The organism is Bradyrhizobium sp. Rc2d, from assembly GCF_900099855.1.
Lineage (GTDB): Bacteria > Pseudomonadota > Alphaproteobacteria > Rhizobiales > Xanthobacteraceae > Bradyrhizobium.
Window position 1 is genome coordinate 1 of sequence record NZ_FNCU01000013.1, and the last position, 20,248, is coordinate 20,248.

Sequence of the window (20,248 nt, forward strand, 5' to 3'; positions counted from 1 at the left end):
CGGTCCCCTTGCTCGAGCACCTGCGAGACCGCTTCCCGAGCCTCCAACATGTCTTTGCCGATCGGGTTTACCGCGGCAAACAGCTTACCAACGCGCTGTCCCACTGTGGACCGTGGACAATCGAAATCGTCCAGCGACCACCGGGGGTCAAGGGCTTCCAGCTCCTGCCCAAACGTTGGGTGGTCGAACGCACCTTTGCGTGGCTCGGTCGCTGCCGACGCCTCACCAGAGACTTTGAAGGCTCGGCCGCGACAGAGCTTGCCTGGCTTCATGTTGCCCATCTCAGGCTGCTGACAAGACGCCTCGCTGCACCCTAAAAAGCTCGCCGCCCTTTTTGAGTCAGGCTCTAAGGCGCCCCCCGAATCCCTAGGCAAGAGATTTGGGCATCGGCCTGGGGCATTCTTCGGGGACACGTCGGAACTGGTCGGGGCAGCTGGATTCGAACCAACGACCTGCAGTACCCAAAACTGCCGCGCTACCAGGCTGCGCTATACCCCGAATGTCCGGCGAGCCCCGTCGATACACGCTTCCCGGCGCGTCAGCAAGGCGCCAATGACGCCGTTCCAGGGCGCCTATTTGCTGCCGAACAGCGGGTGGGCGACCCGGTCGCCGGGGCGGATGCCGTATTTCTGCGCCGTTCCCGCCACCACCTCCAGAACGGCCCGGGCCGGGCCCTGGGACGAGATGATCTTGGTCGACATCGGCTCGGTGTTTTCGGCGATGCGCAGGATGCGGCCGTCGGCGCGGATGAAGATCATGTCGAGCGAGACGTAGGTGTTCTTCATCCACATCGACACTTCCTGCTCGGGATTGAAGTCGAACAGCATGCCTTTGCCGTCGGCCAGCTCCTTGCGGTACATCAGGCCGGTCTGCTTCTCCTGCTCGGTCGTCGCCAGCTCGACCGAGAACACCTGCACGCCGTTCCTGGTGACGATCTCGAGCGGCTGGAAGCTCGCGGCGCGAACAGATCCGATTGCGACTGCCATGCCGGCAACGACGAGGATGGCGGCAAGCCAGCCCTTCGCAACGGACCAGACGGCCTTTCGATCAGAATTCATGGGGGCACTCGCGGCGTGGGACTGGAACAGTCCTTACGCAACGGTCGTCGGAAAAGCCAGAGGCGCGCTGGCTGACCGGCGCGCCTCTGCTCACGATTGCGGGAATGGGGTGCCTTAGTGCGACTGCAAGCCCGGCGACCCGGTCTCGGGATGGATCTCGGCCGCCATCATTCCCTTGGAGCCGGGCCCGAACCGGACCAGCACATATTGGCCGGGGCGCAGCTCAGTCATGCCGAAGCGGCGCAGTGTCTCCATGTGCACGAAGATGTCGGGCGTGCCCTCGCCGCAGGTCAGGAAGCCGAAGCCGCGCAGCCGGTTGAACCATTTGACCTGGGCCCGCTCCAGGCCGCTGGTCGGCGTGACCGTGACGTGGGTGCGCGGCGGCAGCATCTGCGCCGGATGAATCGCGGTGGATTCGTCCATCGAGACCACGCGGAATGCCTGATAGCCCTTGGTGCGCTGGACGCACTCAACGACGATGCGGGCGCCCTCGTAAGCAGTCTGGAAGCCGTCGCGCCTGAGTACGGTGACGTGCAGCAGCACGTCGGGCCAGCCATTGTCGGGCACGATGAAGCCGTAGCCCTTTGAGGCGTCGAACCATTTGATGACGCCGTGAACCTCGACGAGGTTGGCGCTGCCCTCACCCAGTCCGGTGAAGGGGCTGAGCGCGCTGTCGCGACCGCTGCCGTGCTCGCCCACGGGAACTCCGACCTTCTTGGACTCAAATCCGTCCGACGACCCCATAACCCCGGACCCCACACTGCCATGCAACCCGCCACTTTGGCGGCGCTCGAATCACGCGTCTTAAGAGAATGTTCTCAATTCGACGCGACGCGAATCTTTCGACTCAAAAGATAACACTCCCGGTTGCGAGGCATAGACAAAAAAGAGATTCGCCGGAACCTATGAACAGCTTGCACAGCCGCGAATCAAATTGATGCCTCAATTGCCGGCAAAGGGCCCGAGCGCTTCGCCGATGTCGTGATGGATCACGAGGTCGGCGATGTCGTCCTGCTCGGTGGGCTCGCGATTGATGATCACAAGACGTGCGCCGGCGTTCTTCGCCATCATCGGAAAGCCCGCCGCCGGCCACACCACCAGCGAGGAACCGATCGCGATGAAGAGGTCGCAGGCTTGCGATAGCGCAGCTGCGCGCTGCATTTCATCTTCGGGCATCATCTGGCCGAACGAAATCGTGGCGGTCTTCACCGGCTCGTCGCACATGGTGCAATTGGGCGCGGCGCCCTCCTCGTCGAAACGGCGCTTCACCCAGTCGAGTTGATAGGCCTGCCCGCATCCGATACATCGCGCATAAGTAGTATTTCCGTGAAGTTCAATCACGTGCTCGGCGGCCAGCCCCGAGGCCTGGTGCAGATTGTCGATGTTCTGGGTGATGACGGCGGGAACCTTGCCGGCGCGGTAGAGTGAGGCCAAAGCGCGGTGACCGCGGCCCGGCTTTGCCGCCGCGAACACCTCCTCCATCGCAAAGCGCCGGCGCCAGGATTCGTCGCGCGCCTCCTGGCTCGCCACGAACTCGTCGAACGGGATTGGACGGTTGCGCGTCCAGATTCCGCCCGGCGAGCGGAAGTCAGGGATGCCGCATTCGGTCGAGATGCCGGCACCGGTGAACGGCACGATTCGCTTCGCTTCGGCGATCATGTCGCCGAGCCGTTCAACGCCGCTGCGAAGGTCCGATGCTATCACGCGCTGCTCCCGATGTGTTTTGCGCACACTGCAAAGACGCACAAGCGGCAAGATTATTGACGCTCTTATCCACCGTGACGAAAAGAGCGAAGAGAAACAGACTCGGCAATTCCTGCCGCCCATCGCATATCACAATCCTGCAATGCCTCCTCCCCATTGACGCCCCATTCGGGAGCCCCAATGGATGTATCGAATCCGACTCGCAGCGCGATGCGGCGGCAGTGCTCGAGGTCAGTGGAAACAGGTGCGAACAGAGGGGATGGATATGACCGAAGATGAAGAACGCAAAGCTCGCGAAGGCGAGGAGATCGCGACCCGTGTTGCCGCCTTCCGCGCCACCCAGGAGAAGTTCAAGCGCGAGCGCGAGGAATATTTCGTGTCGACACTCGAGAATGCCCGCAAGGTCGAACGTCCCTCGCTCTGGCCGTAGGGCGAGACGTCACGCGCATACGAACGAAAAAAAGCCCGGAGCCTCGCTCCGGGCTTTTCGCTTCTAACTCGCTACCAGTGCCGCCAGTGGTGGTGCCGGTAGTACGGTCCGCCGCCGTAATAGGCGTAGGGACCCGGTCCGTAATAGTAGCCCGGGCCGTCATAATAGCCGTAGCCCGGCCCGTAATAGCCATAGGGATGCGATGCTGCGACCGCGCCCGCCGTGATTGCGCCGGCGGCAAGGCCGAATGCGAGGCCCGGACCGATGCCGCGGCCGCGCGCTTCGGCTGGCGCAGGCGCCGCGACCGCGGTTACGCCGACGGCTGCGACGGTGGCCAGAACTGCCAGTGTCTTCTTCATGATTATCCTCCTTCGCGCGTCTTGCGGGACAACGGCGAGAGCCTGCGATGGTTGCGCGCAGCGCGGAACCGAAAGCGGTCAAAAAAACAGTGAACTCGCGGGAACGAACGCTCGCTGCGCGGATTGACTTCGCAAGTGCGGAAGCCTCCGCCATCCGGGTTGAGGCGACAGCACGAAGACCTCGTCAGCATCCTCCGCGGTGCTGGCGGGGTTTTTTAGTTTCGCGGGAGAGATGCAGCAGACCATAGCGGCTGCCGGCGTGCGCCTTCGGCCGGCAGCCTGATCCTTCGTCGCGGCTCCGAACGACGCTTCTTTTTGTGAGCGTGGAACAAGATTTTCGCGCACACGTTGAAGTCGTCTTCAGGCAGAAGAGGCCCGACATGCCCACGTGGCTCGAAGTCCTGCTCAACCTGTCCGGCTATGCCGGTTTCGTGGCGCTCGCGACGCGCGGCGGCACGTTCCGGGATAGGTCCGCGGACGACCGGATCTGCGGCGAGAAGCGCTAGTTCGCGTGCAGCGCCTGCCCTGCCGTGCGCACCAGCCGATCGGCCTTGACCGCGACACGGGTGTCCTCGGCCTGCGGCCGCAGCGAAAAGCTGATCACCACGAAAGCGAGACAGAAGAGCGTGCCGACGATGGCGACGCGCCGGTAGGTGTGGCGATCGCCTTGATGAAAGGACGGCTCTGAAAATGGCGTCATGACAAAATGGCTTCTTCGCAAAATCGCTTCTTGATTGTCGTTGCCAGACACCTATCCCAAGTAGCGGCAAGCGCAACGTGATTGGGCTTTTAACCTAACCGAATAGGGTTATCGGCTTTCGGACAAGGTTTCGTTAGACGTTGCGCCAAGATCTCGGTGCGCCGCGCGACGACCGCCTTTGTTCCAGCTTCGACTCCCTTTCGTTCGCGAGGAACGAATCGGAATCGAAGAAATCGGCGCGGAGCAACTCTTAACAAGTGGTGTGAGCGCGCGCGGCGAGCGCCCGATCACGTGAGGTCGATCGCTGCGGCACCGACAGTTTGTCTTGGCGCAGCCGCGAGTCGCGGTCGCAACAAACGACTGCCTGCGAAAGCCAGCCGTGACCGACATGTCCCGCATCGATACAGAAGGCACGGCTTGTTCTACATCCGACTCCATTTCGTTCGCAAAGAACGAATCGGAGTCGGAAAAATCAGACGAATGCGAATCCTAACGATCGATGAAAGCGGGCGCCGTAACGTCTTCGGCGCACCGCAAAATTTTCGGCGGCAAAATTTTCGGCGACACGGATTTCGAGGCGACTGTGAACACGATGACGATCTCGCGGCACGGCTCGCACCGAAAGCTGTTGGGTGAGTTTGCCGTCATCGGCTTGGCGCATTGCGGTCACGTCATGCTGCGCGAACGCGTTCCGTCACACCTTCGTTCCGTCACACGTTCGTTTCAAAGGCATCAGCGTCGACGCTCGCCGATCCACTCACGCCGCCCGCTTCGCTTTGCCCTTCTCCGAAAAGCATTCCAGGATCTGGATGCGCAGCTCTTCTGCGGCCGGGCCCTCCAGCTTCCTGAGCTCGTTCCAGAGCCTGATCACTTCGCGCTGTTTCTCGACGGTCATGAATCACCTCCAAGAGAAGATGACTGACTAGAACAAAATGAGAACGACGTGTCCAGCCCCTCCCCCGAAATTCCACAGGGCGTAGCGGCTTGAACCTTTTCCGCGCTGCGCGGCCCCATGGAGGCTGGGGATTTCAGGGCCCAGTCATACGGCAGCGCCGCTTGACGAACATACTCCGTCATCGCAGCGCTGTTGCATTTTGGATTTTCAACCTTACGTTACGAGCATGGTTGGCGGCTAGGCGCTGAAATCCCAACGCCGTCAGCCAAGAGAGCCCCGTGCGAAAGCGCGGGGTTTTTCTTGTCAGCGCCGGCGCCTTAGACGGCGTCCTTGGCCACCTTCAGCGGCGAGGCCTTGACCGACTTGCTCGCCGGCTTGGCCGCAAACTGCATCGGCTCCTTGGTGAAGGGATTGATGCCCATCCGGGCTTCGGTCGCGGGCTTGTTCACCACCGACATCTTGACGAAGCCGGGAATGACGAACTCGCCGGACTCGTTGAGCTCCTTGTAGCCCACCGTCGCCATGTATTCGATCACCGACTTCACGTCGTTCTTCGACAGCTGCGTGCCTTCCGCAATTGCATCGATCAATTGGGTCTTCGTCATCTTCGCCATGTTCTGAATTCCTTTGAAGGGATGCGCGTGCGTAAACTCTGCTGTGGACGCGGCCGGACCGCGGAGGCGCGCTTCTAATTCATGCCAGAGGTCATGAAGTGACCGGGCTTAGAGCCTATCGAGGCCCAAAACGCAAGCAGGGGTTCTCTAGGGTTCCCGACTTCCTGTGAAAGATGTTGCAGCATTTGCCGATTCTTTTTGAACCATTTGCCGCCTGGCGCGTCTTACTTATTGAAGTCCCTAAGCTTCACCCCACCAGAAAGCCCCGCTTCCCCCAGGCGGGGTTTTCGCTTTTGCCGGCCTGGTAGAGCGCCGCGGCTGCTATATGGTCGAAAGGTTTTTCATGGGGGACTCATGAAGGTCGCTATCGTCATCGCCGGCTTGATCGTTGTTGCAATCGCCGCCCTCGTCGCCATCCAGCCAAGCTTCTTGAAGCCAGGGTCCCTGGCACTCGTAAAAAAATCCGACATCTTCGGTTTCTCGCCCGGGATGACATTCGACGAGACCAGCAAGCTCGTCAGTCAACGTCGCTACCTCTGCCGCCAGATCCGGGACTCGTACACCCTCGAATGCGAGATCAATGGCGCCAAGATCACGGTCGATAGTGACGACACCGACGCCAAGCACCCGATCTGGCGTGTCCATGCGGAGTTGAACAATCCGGGGCCGCAGGAAGCCGCCGTCAAATCGATCTCCGACCAGTTCAACGCTCAGCCGATCAAGGTCCACGCGGGGTGGACATGGATCGTCGGCCGTGAGCTCAAGCTGAGCTATGACGGCCTCGCCTTGAACCTCGTGGGCGAAGCCGCGGAGGCCAGGGTTCGCAAAGACGAAGCCAGGCGCTAGGGAGCACGATGAGTCACCTCATCGTGAAACTTGTGACTGGGCACGCCTTGTTGAGACTTCGGTAACCTAACGTCTCCAATCTCGCATCAGTATCGTTGCGTTGGAGTATCCTCACAGTGTTGGATTTTAACGAGCTGCGTGAACTCGCGGCTGATGTGCGCGTTTTTGTCGATATCGCCGAGGACAAGGCCGAAGCGCTGCGAGCCGTCATCGCAGCTTATGACGTCGTGCTCGCGATCTTCCCCTCTGGGGACGGCATGGGCCTCCACGTCATCAAAGGCAAAGAGATCCTGGACAAGATCGCAAACTCGCGGAGCCATGCGATGTACAGCCACACGGCCATCGCGGTCCCCGACCTCGAGCATGCAGAAGTGCTCAAATACCTGACGGCGCCGGTCGAGCAACGGATCGCAGCCTGATCGCAGACGGCGCGGCCTGCATGCTTCGCCAGGCGATGCAAAGCATTGTCCGGAGGCGCCCGCTCCGGCGGGCTCCTCACCATGAGGCTCTGATATCTCGACCGCGACACGCGACCTCATCCTGAGGGCCCGCCATAGGCGGGCGTCTCGAAGGATGGGCTACAGGCGAACGAGCGAAGCCAGCTTCATCGCGAGCCGGAAGGTACTTCGGGAAGTTATCCGCGGAGTCGGTTGAAGATCCGGAGCGGGAGCCGTGATCCCAGCACCATGAGGATCGCGATGGTTGCAACCAGCACATATTTCAGCGGCTGTTGCGACGACGCGAGCGAGCCTTCCCATGTTCACTGGCCGCCCAGCAAATAGACCGTGAAGCCAATCACGATACAGCCAAGCCCGAAGACCGCCGTCACGATTTCGACGACGTTTTCCAGACCGAAGAATCTGACGATGGCGCTCCATGCGGCAGACAGGAGCATCTCCGCGATCGCGCTGAGCAGGCCTTGAAGCATGGCAATAGGTCGCATCGGTCGTCAGCGGGGTTCAACCGCCGTAACCGCTCGGCCTGTCCCGCAGTAGAACCGCCCCTCACCGAACGTCCCCGGCCTTCCGGCTCTCACCAATTGAAACCGGCTTGTTCAGGAAATATTCGCGATTACCGGTCGCAGCTTCCGCGTACTGGTCGATGGCCACGATGATGGCCTGGACGTGGGCATAGCACCACCCTTCCCGCGTCGCTCTTCGGCGAACGTCCTCGAGCGCGGTCAGGAAGGGCGATAGCTCTCTCTCATCGTCGAACCAACGCCTGCTCACCATGTCCTCCCGCCGAGCACCCTGCCCTTGGTCTGGCGCGGCTGCGCGCTCTTCAGCGCGTCCCGCTGCGCGCAAAGACTTTCAATCTTCGCCTCCATCCGCGACAGCAGTGCTTCGGCCGAGGCCGTCCCGACACCCGCCCGCTGCAATTGGAGGATCTCCTTCCTCTGCCTTCCCATCCGGATGCGCATCCGTTCGATCTCCCGCCTGACAACGTCCAGGTCCGGCATGTTCAGCCCCGCGATTTTGAATGTGGTCCATGAGAACAAAAACGGAACGGAAAGTCGAGTCCGACGTTGGATTGAGAAGGAGGAATTGTGCCGCCTGCGCCGCACTTGGGTCGCAACCGCTCAGAACGGATGGCACGCGTGCGAGTGCGCGGGTAGCCCTACCTTCCATCATAGGCAGGGCAATCGCATATGGCATTGGGGAGGCCTGAGCGCGCGCCTCGTCCTTCGAGACGACCGCGGAGCCTGTCATCGGGCCGCGCTTTGCGCGGACCCGGTGGCGGTCTCCTCAGGATGAGGCTAAGCGGCATCGGTGTCCGTTGAATTTGCTGGCGCACACTCCGCCCTCATCCTGAGGAGCCCGCCTCAAGCGGGCGTCTCGAAGGATGGCCGCAGGGAGGTCGCTTTCAAATACGATTGCCCTACCTCCATCGGGAACAGACGATCGCTGCTCGTTCTGACTAAGCTGACCCAAATGCTGGAGGAGCCCGGATGCCGTACTTCACATCCAAGCAGGATCAGGCGCAGCGCACTTACAAGGTGCTTGCCGACGTCTTCTGCGCGATTATGCTCGCAACCTTCTCGATTGTGTTCTTCGGACTGCTCGGCGGCATTGTTGCCTTCGTTCTACTTGAGGCCGGCCTGCTTGCGATCGATTGGCTCTTGCCGAACGAGGACGACGATGCGGCAGGCGTTGTTCGCTAGCGGACTTTCCCGTGGTAGCCCCACGCCGACTTGCTCGAACCCATGTTGCTCGAACCCATGAGGTCGACGAGCACGGTGCAAGTCCGGTCGGCTCCCGCTTGTTGGCCAGCGACCACTATTAGAGGCCTCCGAAAAGGACTCCGAGCACGATCAGGATGGCTCTCGCACACAAAGCCGATGCCAAGCCAGATCGGGCAGTCGGGCTTTGTCAGAACAGATCGCCTATGAGCTTGAGGATGCTGACGATCAGGCCCGAGAGACATGCTGCAGTGCCGAGGTCGGCCAGATAAAGCAACACGTCACGTTCGTCCTCACTCAGTTCTGCCAGTGCCTTGCGCATCTTCCCTCTCCATGGCCTCGATCAGCTCTTCGTCATCGAGAACATCCAGCAGATCATTGATTGTCTTATTGCCGTCGCGAGACCCCGGCTCGACATAGCTCGCCAGAATGGCCTGGGCCTGTTTGACGGCTGCCCTCACGCGATCCGGTTTCACGGCCGGTACTCCACGCACACTGTGGAAGCTAAAACGCAGCTAGGAACGGCGCGTTCCTTTGCTCAGCCCCTTGAATGAGCTGGCGCGCAACAACCCTTCGGATGTGATGTCGCGGTACTCCACGTCAGCGTAGAACGTCGGCTCGACCCAGGTGGCCTTCGGCTTCCTGATGGGCTTGGTGAGCTTGGTTTTGGGGCTGACGACGGTCTCCAGTGCCTTGCGGATCTCCGCGGACTTCGTTCGAGACCAGCCGGTCCCGACCTTGCCCATGTAGCGCAGCTCTTTGCCCTCCTGCTTGCCGAGGTATAGCGCCGCGACGCCGGACGGGTCTTTGACGAATCCGACCACGGGAAATTTCCCGCGCTGGACCGTCTTGATCTTCTGCCAGGCTTCGACCCGGTCCGACCGGTACGGCGCGTCAACCCGCTTCGAGATGATGCCTTCGTAGTTGAGCTTGCTTGCGGCCTCGAACAACGCCTGCCCGTCCCCGACATGGTGCTCGCTGTAGACGATCGGCTTCTCCAGCTTGTGGCTCTCGATCAGCTGCTTCAGCAGCTCTTTGCGGGCAATCTGCGACAAGGTCCGAAGGTCTTGCCCATCGAGCCACAGGAGATCGAAGGCGAAGTACAGCAAGCGATCCTGATCGCCCCTCGCGAGATCGGCCTGCAGCTCGGCGAAACTGGGACGCCCCTCATGGATGACCACGACCTCGCCATCCACGATCGCCTGTCCTGCGATGTCGAAGGCGCCCGCAATGGTGGAAAACTTGTTCGTCCAGTCCAGGCCGGTGCGCGTCAAAGCTCTGCGGTCGTCGCCGTCAATCCGGAGCTGGATGCGGTAGCCGTCGTATTTGATCTCGTGAATCCACTGAGCCCCCGAAGGCGGCTTCATCTTCGGGATCGCCAGCTGCGGGCTGATGAAGCCCGGCATGGGCGCGTCTTCCGGCGCTTTGGCCGGAGGTGCCTTGGTACGCTTCGCCACTGACGCAACTCACGAGAGCCCGCGGTTGGGATGGGCGCTGACGGCGGGCCGTGCACCTGCCTTACTTGCGAGTCGCAACGCCGAGGCGATCGCCACGTTCCGAAATTCTGGCTGAGGTTGAGTGCCCACCCGCGATCTACTAGGACGCGGTCTCCCGCGCGGCCGACTTGACCAGGGAGCCGCGATGCTCGTTGCAGAATCAACTGCTGGGACCTGCGATCGGATTCTTCTCGGAGCTGACAATGATCTCTTGAAGTACTGCTCTAGCAGCCCGAAGATCTGGTGTCTCAAAGCCCTCAGCGAACTGGCCATAGAGCGGACTAAGCAGATCGTGAGCCTCGTCGCGCCGGCGTTGCTCTATCCAAAGTCGTGCAAGGCATGTCGCAGCGCGCAACTCCCAGAGCTTGGCGCCTTGCTGGTGCGCGGTTGCAGCCGCATGCCCGAACTGTGCTTCCGCGGCGGTCGGGTCGGGCCTCGGCAGCCGCAGCATCAACTCGCCTTTTATCCGATGGAGCTCGGCCTCGAACCACCGCTCGCCGGTTTTTTCCACGCGGTCGATCGCTTCGGTAATGAGATCCAAGCCCTCGTTCACGGCGCCGGACCGACCGTGGACCTGAGCAAGCAGGCTTCGGAAATAGGGTACCAGGAAGCCCGCTCCGGTAGCCTGCCACATCGTAAGTCCCTCTCGGATCTGCGCAATACCAGTGTCAAAATCCCCAGCCTCGGCCAGCGTCCAGCCGCGAATGATGATGCCGGCTCCGAGGAAATGTGGGGAATCCTGCTCGGCTGCAAGCGCGATCAGCGCATTCGCCCGATCTCGGGCCTCGTCGTGGTTCTGGCGGAGCTGCGATAGGATGCAGCCGTAAAGCAGCGCATAGCCGAGGGTATTGCGGTGGGACAATTCCGTCGCGTCTCTCAATGCCTGTTCGCTCGTCGCCCGGGCCTGCTCGGGATAGCCAAGTGCGAACAGTCCCCAGGATAGAACGGACAGTCCTGCAACACTTGGATCCTGTGCGAACAGGAAGGCAAGCGACCGATGGGCGGCCCGATCATAGAGAGCGAGCGTCCGCTCTAGATGGGCGCGCGCAGCCACTAACTCGCCACGAAGCAATTCAGCGGTTCCGACGATGCGGTTGCCGATGGTTTCGGCGGCAGCATCGTTCTGTTCCTGAGCGCGGCGGAGTAAATCTTCGCCTGCACTTCGACCAGCCTCGAGCTCCGCCCTCACGACGTGAAAAACCCACTCCCCATAGAGAACAGGGAAAAGCCGCAACGTGTCGCCGAGGCGCTCGCATAAGTCTCGGGCCCGCGCGTTAGCCCGCCCGACCTCCGGTGCGGCCCAGCCCCTCGCAGCCATCAGGGCGACACCGAGGGCGACTTGCAGTTCGAGTTCCCGCCGCCATCTTGCGGCGTCGTCGGGGAGAGCAGAGATCAGTTCGAGACCTTTGGTCAGCTGCGTGATCGCCTCTGCTGTGGCCGAGCGCGCGATCTCTGCTTGTCCCGCCTTCAGCCAATAGTCGATGGCCGGTTCAGCCAGCCCCGCCTCCATGTAATGGTGGGCCAGAAGCTCCGGCTGTGTCTGCACCGTCTCCGGAAGATGCTGCTCAATGGTCGTGGCGATCCGGGCGTGTAAGCGCTGCCGCTTCGGACGCACCAGGGTCGCATAGGCGGCGTCCTGCACGAGCGCATGCTTGAAGCTGTAGGTCGCCTGAGGCGACGTACCGCGCCGGAACACGAGGCCCGAATCGACGAGGTCATCCAGCCCCGCCTGCAGGTCACTCTCCGGGAGCGCCGTCGTCCTCGCGAGCAGTTCATAAGAGAATTCCCGGCCAATCGCGGCCGCGACCTGAGCCACCTCACGAGCGGGGGCCAGCCGGTCAAGCCGGGCCAACAGCGATTCCTGGAGTGTGGTTGGGATTGCCATGGGCTGCAACGGCCCCGCGAGCGCGTAATGGTCGCCCTCATCGCGGAGTAGATTGGTCTCCAGCACAGTCCGCGTCAGCTCCTCGACGAACAGCGGCACGCCGTCGGTCTTCGCGACGATCTGGTCGAGCACCGCAGGCGGCAGCGCCTTGCCGCCGCTCAGCCGCGCGACCATTGCCGCGCCCTGCCGGCGGCTCAACCGGCTGAGGGTCAGCGGGGTCACATGGGCATAGCGCGTCCAGCGCCGCACGAACTCGGGCCGGAAGGTGATGAGGACGAGCACGGGGGCGCCTTGCACTCGGTCGACCAGCAGATCGAGCAACTCGAGCGAGGTCGGATCTGCCCAGTGCACGTCCTCGTACAAGGCGAGGACGGGCCGGCGCATTGCAAGCCCCAACACCTGATCAACAAGTTCGTCAAGCGTCCGCTCCTTCTGCCGATGCGGGCTCATGTCGAGCGGCGGGTAGCGCGCATCCGTCTCCAGCGACAGCAATGCCGCGAGCAGCGGAGCCACCGCGGCGACATGTTCCGTCGATAGCGCGAGCAGCGCCTCGAGCTTGTCGAGCCGCGTTGCAGCGGGATCGTCCGCGGCAAAGCCCGCTGCCCGCTCCAAAAGCCCGATCACTGGATAGAGCGGGCTGGTCTGATGGTGCGGTGAGCAGTAGTGGCTCAGGGCCGTATGCGGCTCATTCTCAAGTCGCCCGCGCAGCGCCCGCAGAAGACGCGACTTGCCGATGCCAGGCTCGCCCGTCAGCAGAACCACCTGGCCGTCACCCTCCTTGGCCCGCTCCCAGTGCTCGAGCAGCAGGCCGATCTCATGGTCGCGACCGACCAGCGGCGTCAGTCCAGCCCCGTGCAACGCCTCGAACCGGCTCTCGGCGGCGCCTTCCCCGACCACGCGCCACGGCCGCACCGGAACGGGAAAGCCTTTCAAGATCTGCATGCCGAGCTCGGTAAGCTCAAACAGTCCGCCAATGAGCTCCCGGGTGCGGGCGGAAATCACCACAGTGCCGGGCGCGGCCATGGCCTGCAGCCGCGCCGCGAGGTTCGGCGTGTCGCCGACCACGGTCTCCTCGCGCGCCGCACCTTCGCCGATCAACTCGCCGACAACCACCGGACCGGTCGCAATGCCCACACGGGCCGCCAGCGTGTCGCCATCCGCCGATGCCAGGTTGTGCACCGCCGCGACCGCCGCGAGGCCGGCGCGCACCGCGCGTTCGGCCTCATCCTCATGGGCGCGCGGATAGCCGAAATAGGCCAGCACACCATCGCCCATGTACTTCGCCACGTGCCCTTCGAACCGCGCGATCGCGCCCGCCACTGCACTCTGATAGGACCGCAGGACTTGCGCCATTTCCTCCGGATCGAGCCGCGCCGCGAGCGCGGTCGAGTCGACCAGGTCGACGAACATCACGGTGAGCTGGCGGCGCTCGGCCTCCGGTGCAAGCGCAGCGCTGCCGGAGGTGACGCTGGGCACGGCCGTAACAGGGGTGGTCGCCGACATCGAGCCGGTGCGCAGCGCAGCAATGGCGGCAAGCAGCTTGCGGCGATGGCCGATCGAGACGATGCCGAGCCCGACCAGATCCTCGGCCGTGAGGTCCATGAGGACCTCGGCATCGATGTCGTTCTCCCGGAATGCCTGTTCGTACTGTCCCAGCCCCAGACCACACAGCCAGGTCCCGATGTCCATGGGCTCCTCCCGGCTTTCGTATTCAGCGCTGAGGTGCTCCAGTCTATCTCAAGATGGCGTGCGCTGGGCGCGGTGAAACGTCACGAGTTGAGCGCGGAGGAAGGGCAGTGACAGTGCACCAAATTCATTCGCCAGACGCCCGCGCCCCCGCGCCTTCGATCACCGCTAGCGGCGCCTGAATTGAGTGCGCTGTCACCGTAACTCCAAAAGCTGCCTCTGTTTCTGCGCCCTAACGTCGGCTTGCGGGGTGCGAACGGACCAAGGACGAATATGGCCGCGACGTCCCCATGTGACATCCAGCAGACGTTCGCTGGGTCGACTTTTTGTTCTGGCGTCGCGCCGGTTCCGGGTGCACACTAGTTCTAACACCGCACGGCGCTGTGCTTTTGATGAGAACGCCGGTTTGCGCTCCCTCCCAATTCACGCAGGGAAAGGAGAGTGCCATGGGAAGACACTCACAATCCCGCATTGACGACAACCTGAACGCGGAACGTGCCCGCATCATAGCGGAACTGGAAAATACGCAGCCAGGACCACAGCGTGATCTTCTAGAAAGCAAACTGCGCCAGCTCGAAACCGCTTCTCATATAGATGAATGGCTGACGTCATCGGGTCTGCAACCCCCCGAGGAATAAGGCCGTCTCAGGCCGACCGAGCGTAGGGGTCAGCAGATAGCGAGAGGTCTTTCGATGACCATCACCCTCAACCACACCATCGTCCCTGCCCGCGACAAGAGGGCAGCGGCGCAATTTTTTGCGCGCATTTTTGGCCTCAATGCCGATCCGAAAGACGGCCATTTCGCGCCGGTACGTATCAACGACACGCTCACGCTCCTCTTCGACGACGACGAGGCGTTCGAGAGCCACCACTACGCCTTCCACGTCAGCGATGCCGAGTTCGATGCCATCTTCGGCCGCATTCGCGAGGCGAATCTCGCCTATGGCAGCGCACCGTGGAGCCTCGACGACGGTAAGCTCAACGACTGGAACGGCGGCCGCGGCGTCTATTTTCGCGACCCTGACGGCCACGTGCTAGAACTCATGACCGTACCGCAGTGAGCCGCTACAGCGATGAGGCGATCGAGGAAATTGTCGTTGTGTCGTGTATGAGATCATCTGGCCCGAGGTGCCGGAAGCCGCATCGTATTACGGTGCACAAATTCATTCGCCAGATGTCCTGCTCCCCGCGCCTTCGATCGACGCTAGCGGCGCCTGTCAATTGAGTGCACTGTCGCCGTAACTCCAAGAGTCAAGCCCGTATGGTGCCCGGCATACTCTTCGGGAATTGGGGACCAATGAACTGGCAACCGTCACAGCCGCAGATGGGGTGGTGGAACATCGCGGTTACGATGATGCTGTCCCATAGGTGAAAACCCCAATAGTGCAAGTTCAACCCGTCCGGCTCAAAGCGGTCGAAGAAGTAGGAGAAGACCAGCGGGTACTCTCCCCGGATCACCTCTCGGCCGCTCTCGGCGTACAGCCTGAAGAACTCCTCCGGCGGCTCATAGGGGGCGGTAATTCAATATCGCATGCCCCACTCCTCCGGTAGTATTTCCCTCGTGTGGTGGTAGTGGAGACCCCGGATGATCTTCCAGAGCACGCGGAAGAACCGGCCATGGTCGATCAGTTTCGCCACCCTCGTCGGCGGCAGGTAGACACCGCGGACTTTGTGCGTGAACTCCTCCAACACCTTGTTGACCAGGGCGGCGTTCTTCCCCTTCCTCAACTTGTCGCGGATACGGAAGTGATGGGCGTTGCCGGCCTCGCTCCCGCGCGTCATGGGCAGAAGGGTATGGACGAAGTATTCTTCATCGAACTGGTAGGCCAGATTGCAGGCCGCGTGCACCGGCACCGTCAGGAGCTTGTCAATGTTATACTTCCGCCTCATCTCCTTAGGGAAAAAGAGCAACGGAGGCACATGGTCAACCGACAGCGGATCGGTCAACGGCTTGGCGCACAGGTAGCAGTGGGTGTGCTTCACCATGGACGAGGTACCCAGGCCAGAAGCGCGATGATTGCGACGGCGGCGAGAATGCCGAGGCCGGTGGCGCTGACACTGAATCCCCAGCCCTTGAACTCCAGGTGATGTTTCGACATGACGCAGTTCTCCATTGAGAGGCAAATCATGTCTTTCGGGGGATGATTTATGTGCCCGGTTTTTCGGGACTCGTACAAGGGGTCTCGAAGAATTTTTTGACTCGGAGAGAGCTAGCTCTTTGATTTTGCTCGCTCTCGTCAGTTGATCGTGTGTGAGTTATCAACACCCTCCCTCGGCTTCCCTACCGTCGGCAACAGACCTTGCCTGCTCGTCCTGGTTGAGGCCAATATCCCAAAGCAGGGAGCGATCCAATGGCAAACTTAAAGCTTGCCGAGACAATCAGCATCATCGCATTGATCGTATCCGCTATCGCGGCGCTGATGACGCACCAAAACGGTGTCATAGCACGGGCAGCGGACCGCGCTTGGCTCGGATCTGCATCGATGAAGCTGAGCGAGAGGCCGATGGACGGCAAAGGGCTCGAGTTTTTACTCGAGTATCAGAATACGGGCCGACAGCCTGCACTCGACGTGGCGTGGTATCTGGACTCCCACGTCTTGAGCCCTATCGCGTCGACGGCGAGATATTTCGCAAGTCAATGGAAACACAGACGCCTGTTTTCGTCGACGGCTGTTTCGTTTATCGCACCCTCGAAGAGGTTCACGGACGTCGTTCTGTTTCAAATTCGATCCCAGACACGTCCGATATGATGCGGACGGAAAGCCGGTGTTGGATATTTGCGCCTATGGCCATTTGACGAATTAGCTCGCCTCCATCGGCGATCTTTCTTGATCCACCATGGAGTGCGCGGCTCCAGGCCCCACCTATTTCGAGGTGCCGTTTGGCAGCAAGCATGAACTGTTCATTCGAACCAAGGAGCTATTGGCCACCCATGACGGGCAAAAAGCAAAAGAAGCCTAAGAACGTCACGGCAGCACAGAAAAAGGACTTCTGGGAGGAGCATCTCCCCTACGAAATAGAAATGATGCGGGCCATTCATCACGTCGCTTTGCAAGGAAGCCCTACGCAAGCAATGCACAATGCAATGATCGAGAGCTTGATGGTTCATTGCCGCAATCTTATTGAATTCTTCAAATACAACCCTCCGTGTGACTTCAGTCCAACCTTCTTCACCGAGGGCACGTTCAGGGTGAATAGGAACTTCATCAACAAATCGCTTTACGACAAGATCAATCAGCAAATTTCTCACCTCACGTCAGCGCGGACTAGCGTTAGCAAGGACAAGTTGGGGCCTTATGAGTGGGGGCAGATCATCGACGCCATAGAGAAGGAGTTGGTGCGGATGGAAGCTGCACTCACGCCAGCATGGAGGGCAGATTGGAAATTTACGAAGCCAACGACGGTGCAATCTGGTTCGGGAACGGGCTCTTCAAGCCAGATCGCGACGATAGGCGGAGGTAGTACGCTCTAAGTCGGACTCCCACTCGCTTATGAGCATTCGAGCGGGTGCCCAGACGCCAGTTACTTCGCGGATCTCCCCTGAAGACGCTTCTTTAACTCGGTATTCGGACTGAAGTGGCTGACGTGGAGTCGCCCCTGCCCCTCTTTCCTGCTATCTCTCCCTCCCGCCGGCTCCGCCGACCCAAAAGCCCTCCATCCGATCCAGGGAGCAACAACCATGCGATATCTCCACACCATGCTGCGCGTGCGCAATCTCGATGTCGCGCTGAAGTTTTACCAGGATGCGCTGGGCTTGAAGGAGGTGCGGCGGATCGAGAACGACAAGGGGCGATTCACGCTGGTGTTTCTGTGCTCGGCCGACGATCTCGAGGCGCTGAAGAAGCAGCCGTCGAGCCGCGGCGCGCCGCTGGTCGAGCTCACCTATAATTGGGACGAGGAGAAATACGGCGAGGATCGCTTCTTCGGCCATCTCGCCTATGAGGTCGACGACATCTACGCCACCTGCGAGAAGCTGATGAAGGCCGGTGTCACCATCAACCGGCCGCCGCGCGACGGCAACATGGCCTTCGTCCGCTCGCCCGACCTGCACTCGATCGAGCTGTTGCAGAAGGGCGAGCCGAAGCCGCCGCAGGAGCCGTGGTCGTCGATGCCGAATACCGGCCACTGGTAAGGCAGTTGGCAGGAACAAGGCCCCTCGCCCGTCGTTCTCTTCGCAACGAAGCCGATTGGAGGAGGATGCGATGGCGAGAGGGCTGTTGCTGTGGCTGCTTGGCGTGCCGATCCCGGTGATCATTCTGTTGTGGTTGTTCTTCGGCCGCTGAGTGCCGCGTTGAATTTGCAATGAAGGCTCCGCCCCGGGCGGAGCTTTTTGCATGAGGGGCTCGGCGCAATCGCGCATCGCTCGATGAGGCGAATTCCGCTATCACCCGCGCAAGCGACAACGCCGCGGGAGACGCCTGATGCCTGACACCAAGCTGACGATCTGGGGCCGCGCCAACTCGGTCAACGTGCAGAAGGTGCTGTGGTGCCTCACCGAGCTCGGCCTGGCTTACGAGCGCATCGACGCCGGCATGCAATACGGCAAGACCCGCGAGGCCGAGTATCTGGCGATGAATCCCAACGCGCGGATCCCGACGCTGGTCGAGGGCGAGTTCGTGCTGTGGGAATCCAATTCGATCATGCGCTATCTCTGCCTCGCGCATGGGCGCGGCACGCCGATCTACCCCGAGGCGCCGAAGCTGCGCGCCAGCGTCGACCGCTGGCTCGACTGGACGCTGTCGACGGTGCAGCCGGTCGACCGCCCGGTGTTCTGGGGCATCGTGCGCACCACGCCCGCCGAGCGCGACCTGCTCCAGGTGCAGCGCGATGCCGATGCCGCCGCCGAGGTCTGGGCCATCGCCGACCGCCTGCTCTCGTCGCGCCGCTTCATCGAGGGCGATGCGTTCACGCTCGCCGACATCGCCGTCGGGTCCTATGCGCGGCGCTGGCTCGGCGTCGAAGGCATCAGCCGGCCGGCGCAGCCGCACCTCACCCGCTGGCTCGCCGAGCTCGGCAAACGGGTAGGATTTGCACAATTCGTCGCACCGCCGATGTCGTGACCGCTGGCGCGGCGTAAGCTGCGATGATCGCGGGAGGAATCGCCGTTGTGGCGCAACCGTCCGGCGTCACGGCAGCGCTTGACGGCTACTGTGCATGGGGTTGTTTTCGCATATTTTGTTGTGGCGCTAGAGCGTTCTCGAGCGAAGTGGATACCGGTTCACGTGAAGAAAACGCGTCAAAACAAGAATCTAGAGCTTCGGTTCTGATTCAATCAGAACCGATAATGCTCTAGAGCCACCCGCGCTCGACCAGCAGCACGCAGATGATCAGCGCCAGCGTCACGGCCGCGGTGGCGAGCCGCGCGGTCCAGCTCAGGCCACGCCCGACCCACAACAACAGCGCGCCATACATCAGTACGGGGATGAGGATGTCGAGCCGCAACAGGTCCGGCGCCATGGGCCCTCAGCGCCGGATGCTGGTGTCGATGCTGACCGAACCGCCGACCTTCACGCAGGTCCCGGTGCCCTCGACCATGACGAAGCGCGGACCGTAGGAGGCGCAGGAGCCTGCCTTCGCCGTGCCGGCCGTGCTGCCCTTCAGCGGCAGCGTCTTGCCGGTCTCCTTGCCCGCCTGCGGCCGCTCGGCGGGCGGCAGGCGCAGGCTCTCAGCCGCGGTGGCGGAGGTGGCCAGCAACGAGATCAGGATGAGGAGCGGCGTGCGCATGGCCGCCTTGTAGCCCGGACCGGCCGCGCGCGCCATCCGGGTCGGGCACCGCGATGTCAGAGGAACTTGATGCCGGCCGACTTGCCGCGGCGCCAGACCACCTGGCAGCTCCGCCCGGTGCGCGCATCGCGAGCGAAAGCCATCCGGATCACGCCAGGAAGCTGGCTCGCATCCTCGTCCATCGTGATCTTCGCGCCCGTCGCCGAGATGTCCTGGACCAGGCAATGCCGCGCGGCGAATCCGCCGTCGAGGGTGATCCAGGCGTGCCGCGACAGCAGCTTGCGCTCTGCGCGCTTCTTGGGCGGTGGCATAGGAAAATCTCCTACTCCAGCGCTACCCAGGGAACCCTAAGAAACCGTTGAATTCGCCCCCGAATGATTCCGGGGCCGACGCTTGTCCACCGGGCCAAAAGACCGTTCCCGAACGGCTTGCCCGGGAGCGCAAAGGCCACTATACGTTCGCCCGCTGCAAGCCGCCGGGCACTGTTCGGCCGGCCAGCGGCCGTGCCGCGGACAGCGGCGGGGCCCTGCGTTTGCTCCCTTCGTCTATCGGTTAGGACGCCACCCTTTCACGGTGGAGAGAGCGGTTCGATTCCGCTAGGGAGCGCCAAAATTCCCAGACGTCTTTGATTTGGTTCCGCTTTTTTAGCCGATCTGGCAAACGGAATCTGAC

Annotated in this window: 30 protein-coding genes and 2 tRNA genes; 12 read left to right on the forward strand and 20 right to left on the reverse strand. The window is 61.8% G+C overall.

Annotated features, from left to right (window positions below; all coding sequences use genetic code 11):
• Window positions 1-317, forward strand: a 317-nt coding sequence (locus BLV07_RS17505) for a transposase (protein ID WP_143035441.1), incomplete at its 5' end; no start/stop codon positions are given.
• Window positions 318-421: 104 nt separating this feature from the next.
• Here the strand turns inward: BLV07_RS17505 and BLV07_RS17510 are convergent.
• From BLV07_RS17510 to BLV07_RS17525, 4 genes are all read right to left on the reverse strand, one after another.
• Window positions 422-498 (reverse strand) — tRNA-Pro (locus BLV07_RS17510).
• Between the two features lie 74 nt (window positions 499-572).
• On the reverse strand, window positions 573-1,058 hold the full coding sequence (locus BLV07_RS17515; protein WP_091887812.1) for a DUF192 domain-containing protein: 486 nt from the start codon (window positions 1,056-1,058) through the stop codon (window positions 573-575).
• 114 nt (window positions 1,059-1,172) lie between these two features.
• Window positions 1,173-1,802 carry a cold-shock protein gene (locus tag BLV07_RS17520; RefSeq protein WP_176945599.1) on the reverse strand — a complete coding sequence of 210 codons (630 nt, stop codon included), beginning with the start codon at window positions 1,800-1,802 and terminating at the stop codon, window positions 1,173-1,175.
• Window positions 1,803-2,000: 198 nt separating this feature from the next.
• Complete coding sequence (locus BLV07_RS17525; RefSeq protein WP_176945600.1) at window positions 2,001-2,762, reverse strand: SIR2 family NAD-dependent protein deacylase; 762 nt, start codon at window positions 2,760-2,762, stop codon at window positions 2,001-2,003.
• A gap of 265 nt (window positions 2,763-3,027) precedes the next feature.
• On the opposite strand from BLV07_RS17525, the gene BLV07_RS47595 reads away from it, so the two are divergent.
• The gene (locus tag BLV07_RS47595; RefSeq protein WP_176945601.1) at window positions 3,028-3,192 is read left to right on the forward strand and encodes a hypothetical protein; all 165 of its coding nucleotides are present in this window, start codon (window positions 3,028-3,030) and stop codon (window positions 3,190-3,192) included.
• A gap of 71 nt (window positions 3,193-3,263) precedes the next feature.
• Here BLV07_RS47595 and BLV07_RS17530 read toward each other — a convergent pair whose 3' ends face one another.
• Complete coding sequence (locus tag BLV07_RS17530; RefSeq protein ID WP_091887817.1) at window positions 3,264-3,551, reverse strand: hypothetical protein; 288 nt, start codon at window positions 3,549-3,551, stop codon at window positions 3,264-3,266.
• Between the two features lie 380 nt (window positions 3,552-3,931).
• Here BLV07_RS17530 and BLV07_RS49750 point away from each other — a divergent pair, with 380 nt between their 5' ends.
• Window positions 3,932-4,057: a hypothetical protein gene (locus BLV07_RS49750; RefSeq protein WP_283806522.1), complete on the forward strand. Its 126-nt coding sequence runs from the start codon at window positions 3,932-3,934 to the stop codon at window positions 4,055-4,057.
• Here BLV07_RS49750 and BLV07_RS17535 read toward each other — a convergent pair.
• The 4 genes from BLV07_RS17535 to BLV07_RS17540 all read right to left on the reverse strand — a co-directional run bounded on the left by BLV07_RS17535 (window position 4,054) and on the right by BLV07_RS17540 (window position 5,760).
• The gene (locus BLV07_RS17535; RefSeq protein WP_091887818.1) at window positions 4,054-4,251 is read right to left on the reverse strand and encodes a hypothetical protein; all 198 of its coding nucleotides are present in this window, start codon (window positions 4,249-4,251) and stop codon (window positions 4,054-4,056) included. The genes BLV07_RS49750 and BLV07_RS17535 overlap by 4 nt on opposite strands.
• A gap of 472 nt (window positions 4,252-4,723) precedes the next feature.
• Window positions 4,724-4,912 (reverse strand): hypothetical protein, encoded by a 189-nt coding sequence (locus tag BLV07_RS46290; RefSeq protein ID WP_143035442.1) that lies wholly within the window; start codon window positions 4,910-4,912, stop codon window positions 4,724-4,726.
• Between the two features lie 96 nt (window positions 4,913-5,008).
• A complete protein-coding gene (locus BLV07_RS47600; RefSeq protein WP_008558897.1) occupies window positions 5,009-5,146 on the reverse strand; it encodes a hypothetical protein in 138 nt (45 codons plus the stop codon).
• Window positions 5,147-5,463: 317 nt separating this feature from the next.
• Window positions 5,464-5,760 (reverse strand): HU family DNA-binding protein, encoded by a 297-nt coding sequence (locus tag BLV07_RS17540; protein WP_008558895.1) that lies wholly within the window; start codon window positions 5,758-5,760, stop codon window positions 5,464-5,466.
• Between the two features lie 354 nt (window positions 5,761-6,114).
• Here BLV07_RS17540 and BLV07_RS17545 point away from each other — a divergent pair, with 354 nt between their 5' ends.
• A complete protein-coding gene (locus tag BLV07_RS17545) occupies window positions 6,115-6,606 on the forward strand; it encodes a hypothetical protein (RefSeq protein WP_091887820.1) in 492 nt (163 codons plus the stop codon).
• Window positions 6,607-6,722: 116 nt separating this feature from the next.
• Window positions 6,723-7,025, forward strand: a complete 303-nt coding sequence (locus BLV07_RS17550) for a hypothetical protein (RefSeq protein WP_091887822.1) — start codon at window positions 6,723-6,725, stop codon at window positions 7,023-7,025.
• A gap of 341 nt (window positions 7,026-7,366) precedes the next feature.
• On the opposite strand, the gene BLV07_RS47605 is transcribed toward BLV07_RS17550, so the two are convergent.
• The 3 genes from BLV07_RS47605 to BLV07_RS17560 form a co-directional block, all read right to left on the reverse strand.
• Window positions 7,367-7,534, reverse strand: a complete 168-nt coding sequence (locus tag BLV07_RS47605; protein ID WP_176945602.1) for a hypothetical protein — start codon at window positions 7,532-7,534, stop codon at window positions 7,367-7,369.
• Between the two features lie 76 nt (window positions 7,535-7,610).
• On the reverse strand, window positions 7,611-7,838 hold the full coding sequence (locus BLV07_RS17555) for a hypothetical protein (RefSeq protein ID WP_091887823.1): 228 nt from the start codon (window positions 7,836-7,838) through the stop codon (window positions 7,611-7,613).
• On the reverse strand, window positions 7,832-8,065 hold the full coding sequence (locus BLV07_RS17560) for a hypothetical protein (protein ID WP_091887825.1): 234 nt from the start codon (window positions 8,063-8,065) through the stop codon (window positions 7,832-7,834). The genes BLV07_RS17555 and BLV07_RS17560 overlap by 7 nt, the downstream gene beginning before the upstream one ends.
• Before the next feature lie 489 nt (window positions 8,066-8,554).
• Here BLV07_RS17560 and BLV07_RS17565 point away from each other — a divergent pair, with 489 nt between their 5' ends.
• Window positions 8,555-8,767 (forward strand): hypothetical protein, encoded by a 213-nt coding sequence (locus BLV07_RS17565; protein ID WP_091887827.1) that lies wholly within the window; start codon window positions 8,555-8,557, stop codon window positions 8,765-8,767.
• A 208-nt stretch (window positions 8,768-8,975) separates the two neighbouring features.
• On the opposite strand, the gene BLV07_RS49755 is transcribed toward BLV07_RS17565, so the two are convergent.
• From BLV07_RS49755 to BLV07_RS17580, 4 genes are all read right to left on the reverse strand, one after another.
• Complete coding sequence (locus tag BLV07_RS49755; protein WP_256477664.1) at window positions 8,976-9,107, reverse strand: hypothetical protein; 132 nt, start codon at window positions 9,105-9,107, stop codon at window positions 8,976-8,978.
• Window positions 9,079-9,261, reverse strand: a complete 183-nt coding sequence (locus BLV07_RS17570; RefSeq protein ID WP_091887829.1) for a hypothetical protein — start codon at window positions 9,259-9,261, stop codon at window positions 9,079-9,081. Before BLV07_RS17570 ends, BLV07_RS49755 begins: the two co-directional genes overlap by 29 nt.
• A gap of 39 nt (window positions 9,262-9,300) precedes the next feature.
• Window positions 9,301-10,242, reverse strand: a complete 942-nt coding sequence (gene ligD / locus BLV07_RS17575) for a non-homologous end-joining DNA ligase (RefSeq protein ID WP_244551134.1) — start codon at window positions 10,240-10,242, stop codon at window positions 9,301-9,303.
• Between the two features lie 199 nt (window positions 10,243-10,441).
• A complete protein-coding gene (locus tag BLV07_RS17580; protein ID WP_091887831.1) occupies window positions 10,442-13,855 on the reverse strand; it encodes an AAA family ATPase in 3,414 nt (1,137 codons plus the stop codon).
• A 443-nt stretch (window positions 13,856-14,298) separates the two neighbouring features.
• Between BLV07_RS17580 and BLV07_RS17585 the strand changes: the two genes are divergently transcribed.
• Window positions 14,299-14,490 (forward strand): hypothetical protein, encoded by a 192-nt coding sequence (locus tag BLV07_RS17585; protein ID WP_091887833.1) that lies wholly within the window; start codon window positions 14,299-14,301, stop codon window positions 14,488-14,490.
• Between the two features lie 54 nt (window positions 14,491-14,544).
• Window positions 14,545-14,913 carry a VOC family protein gene (locus BLV07_RS17590; protein WP_091887835.1) on the forward strand — a complete coding sequence of 123 codons (369 nt, stop codon included), beginning with the start codon at window positions 14,545-14,547 and terminating at the stop codon, window positions 14,911-14,913.
• A 460-nt stretch (window positions 14,914-15,373) separates the two neighbouring features.
• Here the strand turns inward: BLV07_RS17590 and BLV07_RS17600 are convergent, their stop codons facing one another.
• Window positions 15,374-15,838, reverse strand: coding sequence for a hypothetical protein (locus BLV07_RS17600; RefSeq protein WP_091887839.1), 465 nt, complete (start codon window positions 15,836-15,838; stop codon window positions 15,374-15,376).
• A 946-nt stretch (window positions 15,839-16,784) separates the two neighbouring features.
• On the opposite strand from BLV07_RS17600, the gene BLV07_RS17610 reads away from it, so the two are divergent.
• From BLV07_RS17610 to BLV07_RS17620, 3 genes are all read left to right on the forward strand, one after another.
• Complete coding sequence (locus tag BLV07_RS17610; RefSeq protein ID WP_091887843.1) at window positions 16,785-17,324, forward strand: hypothetical protein; 540 nt, start codon at window positions 16,785-16,787, stop codon at window positions 17,322-17,324.
• A 207-nt stretch (window positions 17,325-17,531) separates the two neighbouring features.
• Window positions 17,532-17,984 carry a VOC family protein gene (locus BLV07_RS17615; protein WP_091887845.1) on the forward strand — a complete coding sequence of 151 codons (453 nt, stop codon included), beginning with the start codon at window positions 17,532-17,534 and terminating at the stop codon, window positions 17,982-17,984.
• A gap of 289 nt (window positions 17,985-18,273) precedes the next feature.
• Window positions 18,274-18,912, forward strand: a complete 639-nt coding sequence (locus BLV07_RS17620) for a glutathione S-transferase family protein (protein ID WP_091887847.1) — start codon at window positions 18,274-18,276, stop codon at window positions 18,910-18,912.
• A gap of 229 nt (window positions 18,913-19,141) precedes the next feature.
• Here the strand turns inward: BLV07_RS17620 and BLV07_RS17625 are convergent, their stop codons facing one another.
• The 3 genes from BLV07_RS17625 to BLV07_RS17635 are packed head-to-tail and all read right to left on the reverse strand — an operon-like array spanning window position 19,142 to window position 19,887.
• Window positions 19,142-19,309 carry a hypothetical protein gene (locus BLV07_RS17625; protein ID WP_091887849.1) on the reverse strand — a complete coding sequence of 56 codons (168 nt, stop codon included), beginning with the start codon at window positions 19,307-19,309 and terminating at the stop codon, window positions 19,142-19,144.
• A gap of 6 nt (window positions 19,310-19,315) precedes the next feature.
• Complete coding sequence (locus BLV07_RS17630; protein WP_091888156.1) at window positions 19,316-19,576, reverse strand: hypothetical protein; 261 nt, start codon at window positions 19,574-19,576, stop codon at window positions 19,316-19,318.
• 56 nt (window positions 19,577-19,632) lie between these two features.
• Window positions 19,633-19,887, reverse strand: a complete 255-nt coding sequence (locus BLV07_RS17635) for a PilZ domain-containing protein (RefSeq protein WP_091887851.1) — start codon at window positions 19,885-19,887, stop codon at window positions 19,633-19,635.
• Between the two features lie 223 nt (window positions 19,888-20,110).
• Here BLV07_RS17635 and BLV07_RS17640 point away from each other — a divergent pair.
• Window positions 20,111-20,185 (forward strand) — tRNA-Glu (locus tag BLV07_RS17640).
• The last annotated feature ends 63 nt before the right edge of the window (window positions 20,186-20,248 follow it).

Excerpts from the sequence above, each read along its gene's own strand:
- BLV07_RS17515 (WP_091887812.1), bottom strand. The coding sequence starts at position 1,058 with ATGAATTCTGATCGAAAGGCCGTCTGGTCCGTTGCGAAGGGCTGGCTT.
- BLV07_RS17520 (WP_176945599.1), bottom strand. The coding sequence starts at position 1,802 with ATGGGGTCGTCGGACGGATTTGAGTCCAAGAAGGTCGGAGTTCCCGTG.
- BLV07_RS47595 (WP_176945601.1), top strand. The coding sequence starts at position 3,028 with ATGACCGAAGATGAAGAACGCAAAGCTCGCGAAGGCGAGGAGATCGCG.
- BLV07_RS17530 (WP_091887817.1), bottom strand. The coding sequence starts at position 3,551 with ATGAAGAAGACACTGGCAGTTCTGGCCACCGTCGCAGCCGTCGGCGTA.
- BLV07_RS49750 (WP_283806522.1), top strand. The coding sequence starts at position 3,932 with ATGCCCACGTGGCTCGAAGTCCTGCTCAACCTGTCCGGCTATGCCGGT.
- BLV07_RS17535 (WP_091887818.1), bottom strand. The coding sequence starts at position 4,251 with ATGACGCCATTTTCAGAGCCGTCCTTTCATCAAGGCGATCGCCACACC.
- BLV07_RS46290 (WP_143035442.1), bottom strand. The coding sequence starts at position 4,912 with ATGCGCCAAGCCGATGACGGCAAACTCACCCAACAGCTTTCGGTGCGA.
- BLV07_RS47600 (WP_008558897.1), bottom strand. The coding sequence starts at position 5,146 with ATGACCGTCGAGAAACAGCGCGAAGTGATCAGGCTCTGGAACGAGCTC.
- BLV07_RS17540 (WP_008558895.1), bottom strand. The coding sequence starts at position 5,760 with ATGGCGAAGATGACGAAGACCCAATTGATCGATGCAATTGCGGAAGGC.
- BLV07_RS17545 (WP_091887820.1), top strand. The coding sequence starts at position 6,115 with ATGAAGGTCGCTATCGTCATCGCCGGCTTGATCGTTGTTGCAATCGCC.
- BLV07_RS47605 (WP_176945602.1), bottom strand. The coding sequence starts at position 7,534 with ATGCTTCAAGGCCTGCTCAGCGCGATCGCGGAGATGCTCCTGTCTGCC.
- BLV07_RS17555 (WP_091887823.1), bottom strand. The coding sequence starts at position 7,838 with ATGGTGAGCAGGCGTTGGTTCGACGATGAGAGAGAGCTATCGCCCTTC.
- BLV07_RS17560 (WP_091887825.1), bottom strand. The coding sequence starts at position 8,065 with ATGCCGGACCTGGACGTTGTCAGGCGGGAGATCGAACGGATGCGCATC.
- BLV07_RS17565 (WP_091887827.1), top strand. The coding sequence starts at position 8,555 with ATGCCGTACTTCACATCCAAGCAGGATCAGGCGCAGCGCACTTACAAG.
- BLV07_RS49755 (WP_256477664.1), bottom strand. The coding sequence starts at position 9,107 with ATGCGCAAGGCACTGGCAGAACTGAGTGAGGACGAACGTGACGTGTTG.
- BLV07_RS17580 (WP_091887831.1), bottom strand. The coding sequence starts at position 13,855 with ATGGACATCGGGACCTGGCTGTGTGGTCTGGGGCTGGGACAGTACGAA.
- BLV07_RS17585 (WP_091887833.1), top strand. The coding sequence starts at position 14,299 with ATGGGAAGACACTCACAATCCCGCATTGACGACAACCTGAACGCGGAA.
- BLV07_RS17590 (WP_091887835.1), top strand. The coding sequence starts at position 14,545 with ATGACCATCACCCTCAACCACACCATCGTCCCTGCCCGCGACAAGAGG.
- BLV07_RS17600 (WP_091887839.1), bottom strand. The coding sequence starts at position 15,838 with ATGGTGAAGCACACCCACTGCTACCTGTGCGCCAAGCCGTTGACCGAT.
- BLV07_RS17610 (WP_091887843.1), top strand. The coding sequence starts at position 16,785 with ATGACGGGCAAAAAGCAAAAGAAGCCTAAGAACGTCACGGCAGCACAG.
- BLV07_RS17615 (WP_091887845.1), top strand. The coding sequence starts at position 17,532 with ATGCGATATCTCCACACCATGCTGCGCGTGCGCAATCTCGATGTCGCG.
- BLV07_RS17620 (WP_091887847.1), top strand. The coding sequence starts at position 18,274 with ATGCCTGACACCAAGCTGACGATCTGGGGCCGCGCCAACTCGGTCAAC.
- BLV07_RS17625 (WP_091887849.1), bottom strand. The coding sequence starts at position 19,309 with ATGGCGCCGGACCTGTTGCGGCTCGACATCCTCATCCCCGTACTGATG.
- BLV07_RS17630 (WP_091888156.1), bottom strand. The coding sequence starts at position 19,576 with ATGCGCACGCCGCTCCTCATCCTGATCTCGTTGCTGGCCACCTCCGCC.
- BLV07_RS17635 (WP_091887851.1), bottom strand. The coding sequence starts at position 19,887 with ATGCCACCGCCCAAGAAGCGCGCAGAGCGCAAGCTGCTGTCGCGGCAC.